Source organism: Streptomyces sp. R28 (assembly GCF_041052385.1).
Lineage (GTDB): Bacteria > Actinomycetota > Actinomycetes > Streptomycetales > Streptomycetaceae > Streptomyces.
This window is the reverse complement of sequence record NZ_CP163439.1, coordinates 8,235,655-8,248,974: the sequence shown is the minus strand read 5'-3', so window position 1 is coordinate 8,248,974 and position 13,320 is coordinate 8,235,655. Positions and strand designations below refer to the sequence as shown.

Genomic DNA, 13,320 nt, shown 5'->3' with positions numbered 1-13,320 from the left:
GTTCGACATGACCGAAGGACGCATCGCCGTCGTCACCGGAGCCTCCTCGGGCATCGGCCGGGCCGTCGCTTCCGCCTTCACCCGGCAGGGCATCCATGTGCTGGCCGCCGGCCGCAGCGGCGACCGGCTCGCCGCCGTCCAGGCGGAACTGGCCGGCCGGCCGGGCACCGTCGTGCCGCACTCCGGGGACATGACCCACGCCGCGTACACGGAGGAGTTGCTGGCGGCGGCCGAGCGGGAGTGGGGCCCGGCGACCATCTTCGTGGCGTCGGCCGGCCAGGGTCTGCCGGGCACCGTCCTGGGCTCGGACGCGAACCGGTGGGAGGAGCTGATCGAGGCCAACTACCTGGCCATCCTTCGCCAACTGCGTGCCACCGCATCGGAGTTCAAGAAGCACGCCGAGGCGGACGGCGGGCGCCAGGTCCGGGACATCGTCGTCATCGGTTCCACCGTAGGGCGCCAGATATCGGCCGCCAACCCGGTCTACGGGTCGACCAAGTTCGCCGTGCACTCGCTGGTGGAGGCGCTGCGTCAGGAGGTCTGCACCCACAACATCCGGGTGACGCTCATCGAGCCCGGGTTCGTCCGCTCCGGATTCCAGGAGGCGGCCGGCTACGACATGGAGTGGTTCGAGGCCGTGGCTGAGCAGAGTGGGCCGTTGCTGGTACCCGAGGACGTCGCGTCGGTCATCGATTTCGTGGTCAGCCGGCCCACTCATGTGCACCTCGACGACATCCGGCTGCGTCCGACCCGCCAGAAGGTCTGAGGAGCAGTTCATGAACGGCTTCCTCGACAGGTTGTTCACCCTGCAGGGCCGCACGGCCGTGGTGACCGGGGGCAGCTCAGGCATCGGCAGGGAGATCGCCATGGCGCTGAGCCGGGCCGGCGCCGAGGTGGTGATCGTCGCGCGCCGGCCCGAGCCGTTGCAGGAGACGGCGGCCCAGCTGCGGGACGCCGGTGGCACCGTGTCCTGGCTCAGCGCCGACCTCGGCGACCGCACGGAGGTGCACCGCCTCGCCGACGAACTGCAGGAGCGCCACGGTACGACGGACATCCTGGTCAACTCGGCCGGGATCAACCTCCGGGCGCCGCTGGACGAGCTGAGCGAGGAGTACTGGGACCGCACGCTGCGCACCAACCTCGACGCCCCCTTCGTGCTCGGCCAGCGGCTGGGCCCGAAGATGGCGGCGAACGGATGGGGCCGCATCATCCATATCGCCTCCCAGCAGTCCGTCAGAGCCTTCGGCAACAGCGGTGCCTACGGCGTCTCGAAAGCGGGACTCGCGGCACTGACGCGGTCCCAGGCGGAGGCCTGGTCGGCGCGCGGGGTGTGCGTCAACGCCATCGCCCCGGGCTTTGTGCACACGCCGCTGAACGAGGCCGTGTTCCGGGACCCGGTGCGCGTCGATGCCATGGCCCGCCGCACCATGACCGGCCGCAACGGCGAGCTGGCCGACTTCACCGGCATCGCAGTCTTCCTGGCCGGCGACGCCTCGTCATACGTGACCGGCCAGACGATCTTCGTCGACGGCGGCTTCTCCGTCACCTGACCACCCCGAGCGGCCGCGCCAGCGGCACCGACATCGTGAGGAGCCCTCTTGCCGCACAACAGACCGGTGGTAGTGCTGGTCGACGCGTACACGTCCGGAAAGTACCTGCCCCCGGAGTTCTCCGCCCTGGGTGCGGACCTGGTGCACGTCCAGAGCACGCCCGAGTTCATGCCGTCGATGCCCGCCCCGGATCTGAGCGTCTATCAGGCCGCCCTCGTGCACGACGACGTCGACAAGACGCTCGCCCAACTGGAGGAGTACGCGCCGGTCTGCGTCATGGCCGGGCAGGAGCCGGGCGTGCTGCTGGCCGACCTGCTCTCCGAGCGGCTCGGGCTGCCGACGAACGGCACCGCACTGTCCGAGGCCCGGCGCGACAAGTACCGGATGGGGGAGGTCCTGAGCGCCGCCGGCCTGCACTGCGCCCGCCAGTTCAAGAGCGGTGACACGCAGGCCCTGGTGCACTGGGCGGAGCGCGCCGCCGACTACCCGGTGGTGGTGAAGCCGCTCAACTCCGCAGCCAGCGACGGCGTGTTCATCTGCGGCAGCGCCGCTGAGGTACGGGCCGCGGCCGACGAGATCCTCGGCGCGCGCACCATCTACGGCGACACCAACACCGAGGTGCTCGTCCAGTCGTACCTCCAGGGCACCGAGTACGTGGTCGACATGGTGTCGTACGGGCGGCAGCGCTACGTCTGCGGCGTCTGGCAGTACCACAAGCGGCTGCTGCCGGGCGGCCGTAACATCTACGACCGGGAGCACCTGCTCGCTGCCGACGAACAGCCGGCGCCAGAGCTGATCTCCTATGTGGACAAGGCCCTCGACGCTCTCGGCGTCCGCTTCGGGCCGACCCACGCCGAGGTCATCGTCACCCCTGAGGGGCCGGCGCTGGTCGAGGTCGGCACCCGGATCGCCGGCAACATGCACCCCGGGTTCCACGACCGGTGCACGGGCGGTAACCAGGCGGCTCTTACCGCGCTCGCCTATCTCGCACCCGGACATTTCATCCGTGACCACGCGGGACGCCGCTACGACAAGCAGCGAGAGGCCGTCTGCTGCACCACCTCGACGGCTCTCTCCGGTGTCGTCGAGAGCATCGACCGCAGCGCCGTCGACGAGATCTCCGCGCTGGAGACCGTGGCCAGATTCGACCTCAAGATCGAGCCCGGCGGGATCCTTCGGCCGACCGTCGACCTGTATTCGAGCACGCTCCGGATCTTTATGGCCGCGTCCTCGATGGACGACATCGAACGCGACTACCGGCACATCGAAGAGGTCAAGGACCGCGTGTACCGGATCCGTGAAACAGGTGGTGGATAAAAAATGAGCAAGGTCATTGTCTCGGTAGTGCCCAACTCGGCCGTACGGCCCGCGGACATCGCCGAAGCGGCGCGGCTGTGCGGCCACGAGCCGGTCTACGTGGCGATCGGCGGCGCCCTGGACCCGCGGGAGCGGGACGAGTACGCCTCCTTCGGACCCGTGGTCGAAGCGGATGAGGCCGAACTCGCCGCAGCCGTGGAGCAGTTGCTGCCTCTCGCGGCGGAGGGCGTGACGACGTTCAGCGAAGGCATGGTGCCGTTCACCGCCCGTCTCGCCCACGGTCTTGGGCTCCCGTACCACGACCGGGAGACGGCCGCCCGGCTCACCGACAAGCGCGCCCAGCGGAGCCGCCTCGCCGAGCAGGGCGTGGACTCCGTCTGGTCGGTCGCCGTGACCAGCCGCTACGAGGCCCTCGTGCTGATCGAGAGCCGGCCCGGCCCTGTCGTCGTCAAACCCGTGCGCGGCCAGAGCAGCATCGACACCCACTTCGTGGCGAGCGTCGACGACCTCCCCCGCGATCTGCACCCCAGCGTCGAACGGCCCTTCCTCGTCGAGGAGTTCCTGCAGGGTCGGGACGAGGGCGACTTCGGCGACTACGTCTCGGTGGAGTCCCTCGTGGTGGACGGCAGGGCTCACACCCTCGGCGTCACCGGCAAGTTCCCGCTTATGCCGCCGTTCCGTGAGCACGGCCAGTTCGTCCCGGCACATCTGCCGGCCGCCGAACGAGCCGACGTCGCGCGACTCGCCTCGGACGCGGCGATCGCCCTCGGCGTCCGCCAGGGCCTGGTGCACACGGAGATCAAGCTGACCCCCGACGGCCCCAGGATCATCGAGGTCAACGGGCGGCTCGGCGGTTTCATGCCCTGGATGTACGAGCGGGCGACCGGCCTGAACCTGTTGGAGCTGGGTATCCGCGCGGCCTGCGGGCAGCGCGTCGACCTGCCCGAACCCACCGTGGACAAGGTCGAGTTCCAGTACTGGGGCCTGTCCCCCATGCCCGGTGGCGTGCTGCTGCGGGTGGACGGCACGGACGTCCTGCGGAAGGAACCGGGCGTCGTCGGGTACGAGCAGCGCCTGCCCGACAACGCGGCCCTGCCGGCGCAGTCGACTTCCTTCTTCCTGGATGTGCTGCACGGCAGCGCGCCCGACCACCGGGCCATGCTCGACACGATCGACCGGAGCCTGGCCCACGTGCGCTTCACCTTCGAAGCACCGGACGGCACCACCAGCGTCTGGCAGGCGCGGCGCGGCGCGATGGTCCGGGTCGACCGGACGCCGAGCGACTCCGCCTGAAGAACACGCATCCGTACCCAACCAGGAGTAAGCCATGAAGGGCTCCCCCAGTCTCAACAACCCGCGCATCCGTGCCCTGACCAACTGGGTGTTCCTGCGCAAGGCAGGCGGCAAGAACCGTCGCCGCATCATTCCGTCGAACGCCGTCTTCCCCGAAGTCTGGGAGCTGGAGCGCCGGTTCCCCGCGCTCCAGGCCGAGGTGGACGCACTCCTCGCGAGCCGCAGCATCCCGACGTACGACACCTTCGACCCGCAGCGCGCGGCGCAGGTGTCGGAGGAATGGAAGCTCTACTACGCGTACATGTTCGGCAACACCAATGAGCTGGCCAAGAAGGACTGCCCCACCCTGCTGTCCTTCGCCCAGTCCACGCCGCGTGTGGTGAACGCCTTCATCTCCGTCCTGGAACCGGGCGTCGAGCTGCCCTCGCACCAGGACCCGTACGCCGGCATCCTGCGCTATCACCTCGGCATCCGGATCCCCTCGAAGAACACGCCCCGGATCCGCCTCGCGGACGAGTACTACCAGTGGAAGGAGGGCGAGGGCACCGTCCTCGACGTCTCTCTCGAGCACGAGGTGACCAACGAGAGCGATGAGCCGCGCGTGATCGTGATCATCGATTTCCGCCGCCCCATGGGCCCGCTCGCCGATCTGCTGAACCGCTTCTGCCTGTGGCAGAAGCGCAAGTACGCTCCGCAGTTCGTCGAGGCGGCGAAGTACGACGTCATGCACTGATCCGCACGACAGGCCGGGCGCGCCGGTGCGCCCGGCCCGGCTCGCCGGCTGTGCCGGGCCATCGATTCCACCACCCATCCAGCGACAAGAGGAGGGCGCGCCAGTGCTCACCGGGACGACGACAGTACAGCTGCCCGACGGGGTGCGCGCGGTGCGGCGGGCCGCGGACCTGCCCAGGGCGGGCTGGGACGCGTTGACCGGCCCGTACGACGTCTTCCTCACCTGCCGCTGGCTCGACGTCGTGGAGGCGACCGCGGGGGTCCCCATGGTCTACCTGTGGATCGAACGCGCCGGCCGCCCGGTCGCGGGCCTGGCCACGGCGACCGCCACCACCTCCGTGCCCTGGGCCCTCGGCCGGCCGGACGTGGTCCTGCGCAAGAGCGCCGAGGCCGAACTGCCGGGCGCCGCCGAGATGTTGACCGGTATGGGCGAAGATCCGTCGGCGAAGCTGATGCCGGCGCTCGTGGCCGGCGGCCGCCATGTCGGCAGCACCCGCATGCTGCTGTCCCCCGAAGCCACCGAAGGGGACGCCGAGGCGCTGGTCGCCGCTGCCGAGACGCTCGCCCGTGAGGAGGGCCTCGCCTCGGTCGCCTTCCTCTACGTCGACGAACAGGACGCACATCTCGCCCGGGTGCTGGCCTCACGGGGCTACCACAGCTGTACGACGGGCCAGTACAGCGTCCTGCAGGTACCGCAGGCCGGGTTCGACGGCTACCTTCAGTCGCTGCCACGCAAGCGCCGGGTGTCCGTCGCGGCCGAGCGGCGCCGGATCCGCGAGTCGGACGTGCGGGTCAACGCCGAATCCCTCGACACAGCCGACCTGCCGCGGCTGGCCGAGCTGGAGTCGGGGTTGCTCGCCAAATACTCCATCGACATCCGCCCCGACCAGTTGCTGCCACTGATGCACCAGACCCGCGAGTGCTTCGGCGACGACGCCTTCGCCATGGTGGCCCACGCGGAGGGCGAGGTCCGCGGCTTCGGCCTGATCCTGCGCCACGGCGACCAGTGGTACGCCCGGCAGACCGGCTACGACTACGCCTACCAGGAGCGCACCGGACTGCCTCTGTACTTCGAAGTCCTGTACTACCGCCTGCTCGAAGAAGCGGCGGACGCCGGGGTACGCGCCCTGCACTACGGCCTCGGCAGCGTGCAGGCCAAGCGATCCCGGGGCTGCACCGCGACCGAACAGCGCTGCCACCTGCTCCTGCTGTGAAAGGCCCTCAGAGATGACATCGGCTGCTGTGAAAGACGCGAGCACACCGTCTTCGGCGCTTCCGCGGGGACCGGGCGTGGCGTGGTTCGGCCTGTCGGGGCTCGTCAACGCCCTGGGCACGGGCTTCTTCTATCCCTTCTCCCTGCTGTTCTTCACCGAACTGTCGGGGGTGTCGCTGCGCTCGGTCGGCCTGGTGCTCACACTCACGGTGCTCGTGGTGCTGCCGTGGCTCTTCGCGGTGGGCCGCCTGGTGGACCGGATCGGACCACGGCCCGTGCTCATCGCGGGCGCGGCGGTGCGGGCGGCGGGCTTCGCGAGCTTCGTCGCGGTGCGGGACATGACGACACTGGTGGTGTGCTGCCTGTTCCTCGCGCTCGGCAACCGGCTGGAGCAGACCGCGACCCCGCTGCTGGCGATACGGCTGGCCCCCGACGGGCAGAGCGGCCAGTGGCTCGCCCTGACCCGGGCCGTCTTCAACGCGGGGATCGGCGCCGGTGCCCTGCTCGCCAGCCTGTTCGTCGTCGACACGGCATCGGGGTTCGTGGTCCTCGGCGTGGTCAACGCGGCCAGCTTCGTCCTGACCGCCCTGCTCTACCTGGGCATTCCCGCGGAACGTCAGACCGAGGACGCCCCGCCCCAAGGCCGCAGGAGCCGACCCGCCGCGCCCTGGCGCCACACCGCCTATCTGCGCGTCGCGATGTCCAACGCCCTGCTCCTGACCGCCGCACTGGCGGTGGAGAGCGCCCTGCCGGTGTTCATCCTGCGGGAGCTGAGGATGCCGCCGTGGACCGTGGGTGTGCTCTTCGCGACCAACACCGTGCTGCTCACCGTGCTCCAACTGCCCCTGAGCCGACTGCTGGAACGGTTCCGCCCCACGGTCGTGCTGGCGCTCGGCGGAATCTCGTACGCGGCGCTCTACGCGGCCGTGCTACTGGCCGGGGACATGCCCCGACGAGTGCAGATTGCCCTGCTGGTCACGGGAATGGTGGTGTACACGCTCGGTGAGCTGGCCGTCTCTCAAGCCGCCATGGCGTTGCTGACCAGCCTTCCGCCGAAGCAGGAACAGGGCGCCTACCTGGCGTTCAACCAGCTCTTTGCCGGTGGAGCCACTGCCCTCGCGCCCCTGTTGGTTGCCATGCTCCTCGCCAGTGCTCCCTTGTCGCTGTGGTGGGTCCTCGCGGGCGGGAGCATAGGAGCGGCGCTTCTGGTCTCGTTTCTCCGCCAAGGACACGCAACGTCCCGCGCCGACGCCGGATGACCGCCTCTACCCATCCGTGAGTGACCGCCTCCCGGCGGCGGAGCACAGGCGGCATCACCAACCGCTCAGCTGATCGCCCTGTGCTCGCGGCACGTCTTCGGGGCGCTCAACCGCGCCGAAGAGGACGGTGGGCGACGGGGCGATCCAGTGCGCGCGCGGCCGTGGCGTTCGGAACGAGGGGGACGCCGAGACCGCAGGCCACCCTCGCCGGTTGCGTCGGGATCGAGTGGGCGAGGTGGCGGGCGTCGGACCGTCGGCGGCGTGGGGCCGGGCCCGAGGGCCCGGCCCGGCCGCGGTGATGTCGGGTCCCTGCCGGTGCGAGCCCGGCAGGGACGTCGGGTTCAGCTCTTGGTCAGGGTGATGTCCTGCTTGTCCTGCACGGCGTGGAAGCGGGGCAGGGGCAGGCCGCCCACGGGGTGGAGTTCGACGATGGTGGCCTCGACATACGCCTTGCCTGCCTCGAGGGGAGCCGAGGCCGTGCCCGTCTGTGGCCTGCCCATGTTCTGCCAGCTGTGCTTCTTGCCGTCGCACACGGCGAGGGTGCCGCCGATGCCGTGCCGGACGCCGGAGGCCTGCTGGCCGATCGTGGAGCTCACGAACGCGGGCCCCGAGGCGTCGGCGCAGCGGTAGGTGCCGGACAGGGTGACGGTGCCGTCCGAGGCGATACGGCCCGTGCCGTCGATGGTCACGGTCTCCTTGGGGTCGGCGGCGGCCGCGGAGTCGGCGGGTGCCGACGGGGCGGCGACCAGCAGGAGCAGGACAGCTCCGGCAGCGGTGGCGAGAGCGGGGCGCAGGGACATGGGATGACCTCCCGGATAATCGGAGTGGGGCCTCCCACTGGTACCTGGCGGGCGCACCCATGGACGTGACCGTCACCCCTTCGGTGGCGAGTCCGCCCCGACCTTTGTGGATCCGTCAGAGTGTTGTCCGCGTGTTGTCACGGTTCACGTCGGGCCGTTCCGATGAGTTCGCAACGAGAGCATGGTCTACCCATATGGACGACCCACACGGCTCGTCCGCCCGATGTGGAGGTGCGCCATGTGTTCCCACCAGCCTTCATGCCCTTCCCTCAATGGCCAGGCCCCCCATGTGGTCGCCGCACACCCCGAGCAGGGCTGGAGCCTGCTGTGCAACGGCGCGATCATGTTCGACGACAGCGGTGAGCTGCTGCCCGACGGCCGCGTCGTCGCACCGCACCGGGTGCCGGCCGTCCGCCTCGCCAAGGCCGCGTGAGCGAGACCTACGACGCGTGAGCAGGAACCACCTCGGTACGGCGAAGCCCTACGGCAGCACGGCGAAGCCGTCGAGCTCCACCATCGCCTCCTCGTCCCAGAGGCGCACGACCTCGACCACCGCCATCGCCGGATAGTCCCGGCCCGCCAACTGCCGCCAGATGCGGCCGAGTTCGGCGACCTGGGCGCGGTACGCGGCGACGTCCGTGGCGTAGACCGTGACCCGGGCGAGGTCGGCGGCGGTGCCGCCGGCTGCGTCGAGCGCGGCCAGCAGATTGGCCAGGGCCCGCTCGAACTGCTCGGGCAGGGTGTCGCCCCTCACCTTGCCGTCCGTGTCGAGGGCGGTCTGACCGGCCAGGAAGACGACCCGTGAGCCGGTGGCGACGACCGCGTGGGAGAAACCGGTGGGCGGGGAGAGGTCGGGCGGGTTGACGCGCTCGGTGCTCACTGGCCGGCCTCCATGTTCGCGAACAACTCCTTGGCGATGATGCCGCGTTGGACCTCGCTGGCGCCCTCGTAGATGCGCGGGGCCCGCACCTCACGGTAGAGGTGTTCGAGCAGGTGGCCACGGCGCAGGGCACGGGCGCCGTGCAGTTGGACGGCCTGGTCGACGACGTACTGCGCGGTCTCGGTGGCGAGCAGCTTGGCCATCGCGGCGCGCTTCGGGACGTCCGGGGCGCCTTCGTCGTACGCCGTCGCCGCCGCGTACACCATGAGACGAGCCGCCTCCGTGCGCAGGGCCATCTCGGCGACCTGGTGGGCGACCGCCTGAAGGTCCTTCAACTTGCCGCCGAACGCGTCCCGTTGGGCGGTGTGGGCGAGGGTCGCGTCCAGGGCCGCCTGGGCCATGCCGACGGCGAAGGCGCCGACGCTGGGCCGGAACAGGTTCAGAGTCCCCATCGCCACCCGGAAGCCTCGGTCGGCCTCGCCGAGCATGTCGTCGGCGGTGACGGGGACGGCGTCGAAGGTGAGGCTGCCGAGGGGGTGCGGGGACAACATGTCGAGGCCCGCCCCGGTGAGGCCGGGACGGTCGGCGGGGACCAGGAAGGCGGTGACGCCACGGGCCCCGGCGCCGGGGGTGGTGCGGGCGAACACCGTGTAGAAGTCGGCCTCGGGGGCGTTGGAGATCCAGCACTTCTCGCCGGTGAGCCGCCAGCGGTCGGGACCGTCGGGCTCGGCGGCAAGCGAGGCGCCCGGCGATTCCCCCGGCTCTCCCTGCCCTTCCGGTTCGCCCGGCCCTCCCGACGATTCCGGCCCTCCCGGCGCTCCCGGCCCTCCCGGCGCTCCCAGCGCTCCCGGCATTCCCGGTCCTCCCTGCCGCGAGGCCTCCCGCTCCGCCCGCAGCCCCAGCGCCGCCGCGTCCGATCCGGCCCCCGGCTCGCTCAGCGCGAAGGCCGCCACCGCGCTCCCCTCGGCCACCCGCGGCAGCCAGCGCTCCCGTTGGGCCGCGGTGCCGTGGGCATGGACCGGATGGGCGCCCAGGCCCTGCAGGGCGAGGGCCGTTTCCGCCTCCGTGCAGGCGTAGGCGAGAGACTCCCGCATCAGGCACAGGTCGACGGCTCCCGAGGTGAACAGCCGTGCCAGCAGCCCCAGTTGGCCGAGTTCGGCGACCAGCGAGCGGTTGACGTGCCCGGCTTCGCCCTTCTCCGCGAGCGGGCGCAGCCGTTCGGCGGCCAGGGTGCGCAGTTCGGCACACCATGCGGTTTGCGGCGGATCGAGTGAGAATGCGGGCATTGCCGACCTCCCTGCGGAGCCGTCCGCGACGGACGCTCTCGACGGACCTCCTCGACGATATCGCGCACCATTGACTGTCGTCACCAACACGATACGCTCCCTGTGCGAGCCCACCACGACGCCCACAAGGCAGCCCGATACGGCAAGGGGGCGAACCGCCATGGCCGGTCTGCACCGCTCCGCCCACGTCGACACCTTCGCCCGCGAGCACCTGCCACCGCCCGACCAGTGGCCCGAGCTCCGCTTCGACCTTCCGCGGCTGCGCTACTCCGATCGGCTCAACGCAGCCGCCGAGTTGCTCGACGGCCCCGCCGACGAGCGGCCCGTGTTCCACACCCCGTCCGGCGCCACATGGACGTACGGCACACTGCGCGCCCGCGTCGACCGGCTGGCACATCTGCTCACCGGCGACCTCGGCGTCGTCCCGGGCAACCGGGTGCTGCTGCGCGGTCCGACCACACCCTGGCTGGCCGCCTGCTGGCTGGCGGTGCTGAAGGCCGGCGCGGTCGCCGTCACGGTGCTGGCCCAGCAGCGGCCGCACGAGCTGCGGACCATCTGCGAGATCGCCCAGGTGCGGCACGCGCTGTGCGACATCCGGGCCGTCGACGACCTCGCCAAGGCGGAGATACCGGGGCTGCGGATCGCGACGTACGGCGGTGACGCCCCCGACGACCTGCTGCGCCGCCCGGCGCCCGACGCGTCGTATCCCGCCGCCGACACGGCGGCCGACGACGTCGCGCTCATCGCCTTCACCTCCGGCACCACCGGACGGCCCAAGGGCTGTATGCACTTCCACCGGGATGTGCTCGCGATAGCGGACACCTTCGCGGAGCATGTGCTGCGCCCCCATGTGGGCGATGTCTTCACCGGCAGTCCCCCGCTCGGCTTCACCTTCGGCCTCGGCGGGCTCGTCATCTTCCCGATGCGGGCCGGCGCCAGCGCCCTGCTGCTCGAACAGGCCGGTCCCAAGCAGCTGTTGCCGGCGATCGCCGAACACCGGGTGTCCGTGCTGTTCACCGCGCCGACGGCCTACCGCGCGATGCTCGACGAGCTCGACTCGCACGACATCTCCTCACTGCGCCGCTGCGTCTCGGCGGGCGAGAACCTGCCCGCCGCCACCTGGCGGGCCTGGCACGAGCGGACCGGTCTGCGCATCATCAACGGCATCGGCGCCACCGAGCTGCTGCACATCTTCATCTCGGCGGCCGACGAGCACATCAGGCCCGGCACGACCGGGGTGCCGGTACCGGGGTGGCACGCGCGCGTGGTCGACGCGGACGGGCAGGAGATGCCCGACGGGGAGCCCGGGCTGCTCGCCGTGCGCGGGCCGGTCGGCTGCCGCTATCTCACCGACCCCCGGCAGCGCGAGTACGTGCGCGACGGCTGGAACATCACGGGCGACACCTACGTCCGGGAGAGTGACGGCTACTTCCGCTATGTCGCCCGCGCGGACGACATGATCATCTCGGCCGGTTACAACATCGCGGGCCCGGAGGTCGAGGAGGCCCTGCTGCGCCACCCGGACGTGCTGGAGACGGCGGTGGTGGGCCGGCCCGATGAGGCACGCGGCCAGGTCGTGGTGGCGTACACGGTGCTCAGGGAAGGTGCCCGACGGGACACGGAGGCGCTGCGCACCTTCGTCAAGGGCGAGCTGGCGCCGTACAAGTGTCCGCGCGAGATCGTCTTCCTGGACGCGCTGCCGCGCACCGCGACCGGCAAGCTCCAGCGTTTTCGGCTGCGCGCGAGTGGTGACCCGCAAAGTGACCGGCAGTGATCCGTACGACCTAAGATGATCAACGTGTCCGACCAGCATGCACCACGGTCTCTCATCGTCACGCTCTACGGCGCCTACGGCCGTCATATGCCCGGCCCGGTGCCGGTCGCCGAGCTGATCAGACTGCTGGCCGCGGTCGGCGTGGACGCCCCTTCAGTGCGTTCCTCGGTGTCGCGGCTGAAGCGGCGCGGGCTGCTGCTGCCGGCCCGTACGGCCCAGGGCGCGGCCGGGTACGAACTGTCGCCGGACGCCCGCCAGTTGCTGGACGACGGCGACCGGCGCATCTACACCACCGCCCCGCCCGAGGACGAGGGCTGGGTGCTCGCCGTGTTCTCGGTGCCGGAGTCGGAGCGGCAGAAGCGGCACGTACTGCGCTCCCGGCTGGCCGGGCTCGGCTTCGGGACGGCGGCTCCGGGCGTGTGGGTCGCGCCGGCGCGGCTCTACGAGGAGGCCCGGCACACCCTGCAGCGGCTGCGGCTGGAGGGATACGTCGACTTCTTCCGCGGCGAGCACCTCGGCTTCGCGCCGACCGCCGAGGCCGTATCCCGCTGGTGGGACCTGGCCGCGATCGCCAAGGAGCACGAGGCGTTCCTGGACCGCCACGCGCGCGTGCTGCACGACTGGGAGCGCCGGCGGGACACCCCGCCCGAGGAGGCCTACCGCGACTACCTCCTCGCCCTGGACTCCTGGCGCCACCTCCCCTACACCGACCCCGGCCTGCCCGCCCGGCTGCTGCCCGAGGACTGGCCGGGCGCCCGCTCGGCGGCCGTCTTCCGGGGACTGCACGAGCGTCTGCGGGACGCGGGAGCCACGTACGCCGGCCTGTGACCTCAGGCACACCATGTGCCCCCAACGGACCCTCAGGCTCCTCTGCGCCTCTTCTCAAGTTTCTTACCTAGCGTCCGTCGGGTCGTCGCCAGGTAAGAGATGAGGACCGTTGCGATGACCACCATCGCCCGCCTGCTCGGTGACCGTCTGAAGGCCGAGGGACACCGCGTGGAGGTCCTGGACGGCTACGAGATCCGCCGTTTCCTCTCCGCGGGTCTGGGCTTCTCCCGGGAGGACCGCAGCACCACCGTGACCGAGTTCGTCCTGTCGCACCTGGACGCGCTGGAGTCCGAGGCGGTGCACATCTTCCGCGAGGCGGCGGGCGAGTTCGAGCGGCCGGTGATCCTTTTCTCCGGCGGCAAGGACTCCATCGTCATGCTGCACCTAC

Annotated in this window: 13 protein-coding genes and 1 pseudogene; 11 read left to right on the top strand and 3 right to left on the bottom strand. The window is 70.8% G+C overall.

Annotated features, from left to right (window positions below):
* Nucleotides 1-7: 7 nt before the first annotated feature.
* From AB5J49_RS36150 to AB5J49_RS36120, 7 genes are all read left to right on the top strand, one after another.
* The gene (locus AB5J49_RS36150) at nucleotides 8-766 is read left to right on the top strand and encodes an SDR family oxidoreductase (protein ID WP_369173055.1); all 759 of its coding nucleotides are present in this window, start codon (nucleotides 8-10) and stop codon (nucleotides 764-766) included.
* 10 nt (nucleotides 767-776) lie between these two features.
* Complete coding sequence (locus AB5J49_RS36145; protein WP_369173054.1) at nucleotides 777-1,550, top strand: SDR family NAD(P)-dependent oxidoreductase; 774 nt, start codon at nucleotides 777-779, stop codon at nucleotides 1,548-1,550.
* Between the two features lie 48 nt (nucleotides 1,551-1,598).
* Entirely contained in the window at nucleotides 1,599-2,867 is a 1,269-nt protein-coding gene (locus AB5J49_RS36140) for an ATP-grasp domain-containing protein (RefSeq protein WP_369173053.1), read from the top strand.
* Between the two features lie 3 nt (nucleotides 2,868-2,870).
* On the top strand, nucleotides 2,871-4,160 hold the full coding sequence (locus AB5J49_RS36135) for an acetyl-CoA carboxylase biotin carboxylase subunit family protein (protein WP_369173052.1): 1,290 nt from the start codon (nucleotides 2,871-2,873) through the stop codon (nucleotides 4,158-4,160).
* 34 nt (nucleotides 4,161-4,194) lie between these two features.
* Entirely contained in the window at nucleotides 4,195-4,893 is a 699-nt protein-coding gene (locus AB5J49_RS36130) for an aspartyl/asparaginyl beta-hydroxylase domain-containing protein (protein ID WP_369173051.1), read from the top strand.
* Nucleotides 4,894-4,996: 103 nt separating this feature from the next.
* Nucleotides 4,997-6,106 carry a GNAT family N-acetyltransferase gene (locus tag AB5J49_RS36125; protein ID WP_369173050.1) on the top strand — a complete coding sequence of 370 codons (1,110 nt, stop codon included), beginning with the start codon at nucleotides 4,997-4,999 and terminating at the stop codon, nucleotides 6,104-6,106.
* A 13-nt stretch (nucleotides 6,107-6,119) separates the two neighbouring features.
* Nucleotides 6,120-7,364 (top strand): MFS transporter, encoded by a 1,245-nt coding sequence (locus AB5J49_RS36120; protein ID WP_369173049.1) that lies wholly within the window; start codon nucleotides 6,120-6,122, stop codon nucleotides 7,362-7,364.
* Nucleotides 7,365-7,705: 341 nt separating this feature from the next.
* Here the strand turns inward: AB5J49_RS36120 and AB5J49_RS36115 are convergent, their stop codons facing one another.
* Nucleotides 7,706-8,164, bottom strand: coding sequence for a DUF6299 family protein (locus AB5J49_RS36115; protein ID WP_369173048.1), 459 nt, complete (start codon nucleotides 8,162-8,164; stop codon nucleotides 7,706-7,708).
* Between the two features lie 238 nt (nucleotides 8,165-8,402).
* Between AB5J49_RS36115 and AB5J49_RS36110 the strand changes: the two genes are divergently transcribed.
* Nucleotides 8,403-8,597, top strand: coding sequence for a DUF5999 family protein (locus AB5J49_RS36110; RefSeq protein WP_369173047.1), 195 nt, complete (start codon nucleotides 8,403-8,405; stop codon nucleotides 8,595-8,597).
* 48 nt (nucleotides 8,598-8,645) lie between these two features.
* On the opposite strand, the gene AB5J49_RS36105 is transcribed toward AB5J49_RS36110, so the two are convergent.
* Together AB5J49_RS36105 and AB5J49_RS36100 are read right to left on the bottom strand one after the other, a co-directional pair.
* Complete coding sequence (locus AB5J49_RS36105; protein WP_369173046.1) at nucleotides 8,646-9,044, bottom strand: RidA family protein; 399 nt, start codon at nucleotides 9,042-9,044, stop codon at nucleotides 8,646-8,648.
* A complete protein-coding gene (locus tag AB5J49_RS36100; protein WP_369173045.1) occupies nucleotides 9,041-10,330 on the bottom strand; it encodes an acyl-CoA dehydrogenase family protein in 1,290 nt (429 codons plus the stop codon). The genes AB5J49_RS36105 and AB5J49_RS36100 overlap by 4 nt, the downstream gene beginning before the upstream one ends.
* A 160-nt stretch (nucleotides 10,331-10,490) precedes the next feature.
* Here AB5J49_RS36100 and AB5J49_RS36095 point away from each other — a divergent pair, with 160 nt between their 5' ends.
* The 3 genes and pseudogenes from AB5J49_RS36095 to AB5J49_RS36085 all read left to right on the top strand — a co-directional run.
* Nucleotides 10,491-12,104: an AMP-binding protein gene (locus AB5J49_RS36095; RefSeq protein WP_369173044.1), complete on the top strand. Its 1,614-nt coding sequence runs from the start codon at nucleotides 10,491-10,493 to the stop codon at nucleotides 12,102-12,104.
* Nucleotides 12,105-12,119: 15 nt separating this feature from the next.
* Nucleotides 12,120-12,932 carry a PaaX family transcriptional regulator C-terminal domain-containing protein gene (locus AB5J49_RS36090; protein ID WP_369173043.1) on the top strand — a complete coding sequence of 271 codons (813 nt, stop codon included), beginning with the start codon at nucleotides 12,120-12,122 and terminating at the stop codon, nucleotides 12,930-12,932.
* A gap of 99 nt (nucleotides 12,933-13,031) precedes the next feature.
* Nucleotides 13,032-13,319: pseudogene (locus AB5J49_RS36085) on the top strand (adenylyl-sulfate kinase); the annotation flags it as partial.
* Nucleotide 13,320 lies beyond the last annotated feature (1 nt).

Excerpts from the sequence above, each read along its gene's own strand:
- AB5J49_RS36150 (WP_369173055.1), top strand. The coding sequence starts at position 8 with ATGACCGAAGGACGCATCGCCGTCGTCACCGGAGCCTCCTCGGGCATC.
- AB5J49_RS36145 (WP_369173054.1), top strand. The coding sequence starts at position 777 with ATGAACGGCTTCCTCGACAGGTTGTTCACCCTGCAGGGCCGCACGGCC.
- AB5J49_RS36135 (WP_369173052.1), top strand. The coding sequence starts at position 2,871 with ATGAGCAAGGTCATTGTCTCGGTAGTGCCCAACTCGGCCGTACGGCCC.
- AB5J49_RS36130 (WP_369173051.1), top strand. The coding sequence starts at position 4,195 with ATGAAGGGCTCCCCCAGTCTCAACAACCCGCGCATCCGTGCCCTGACC.
- AB5J49_RS36120 (WP_369173049.1), top strand. The coding sequence starts at position 6,120 with ATGACATCGGCTGCTGTGAAAGACGCGAGCACACCGTCTTCGGCGCTT.
- AB5J49_RS36115 (WP_369173048.1), bottom strand. The coding sequence starts at position 8,164 with ATGTCCCTGCGCCCCGCTCTCGCCACCGCTGCCGGAGCTGTCCTGCTC.
- AB5J49_RS36110 (WP_369173047.1), top strand. The coding sequence starts at position 8,403 with ATGTGTTCCCACCAGCCTTCATGCCCTTCCCTCAATGGCCAGGCCCCC.
- AB5J49_RS36100 (WP_369173045.1), bottom strand. The coding sequence starts at position 10,330 with ATGCCCGCATTCTCACTCGATCCGCCGCAAACCGCATGGTGTGCCGAA.
- AB5J49_RS36095 (WP_369173044.1), top strand. The coding sequence starts at position 10,491 with ATGGCCGGTCTGCACCGCTCCGCCCACGTCGACACCTTCGCCCGCGAG.
- AB5J49_RS36090 (WP_369173043.1), top strand. The coding sequence starts at position 12,120 with ATGATCAACGTGTCCGACCAGCATGCACCACGGTCTCTCATCGTCACG.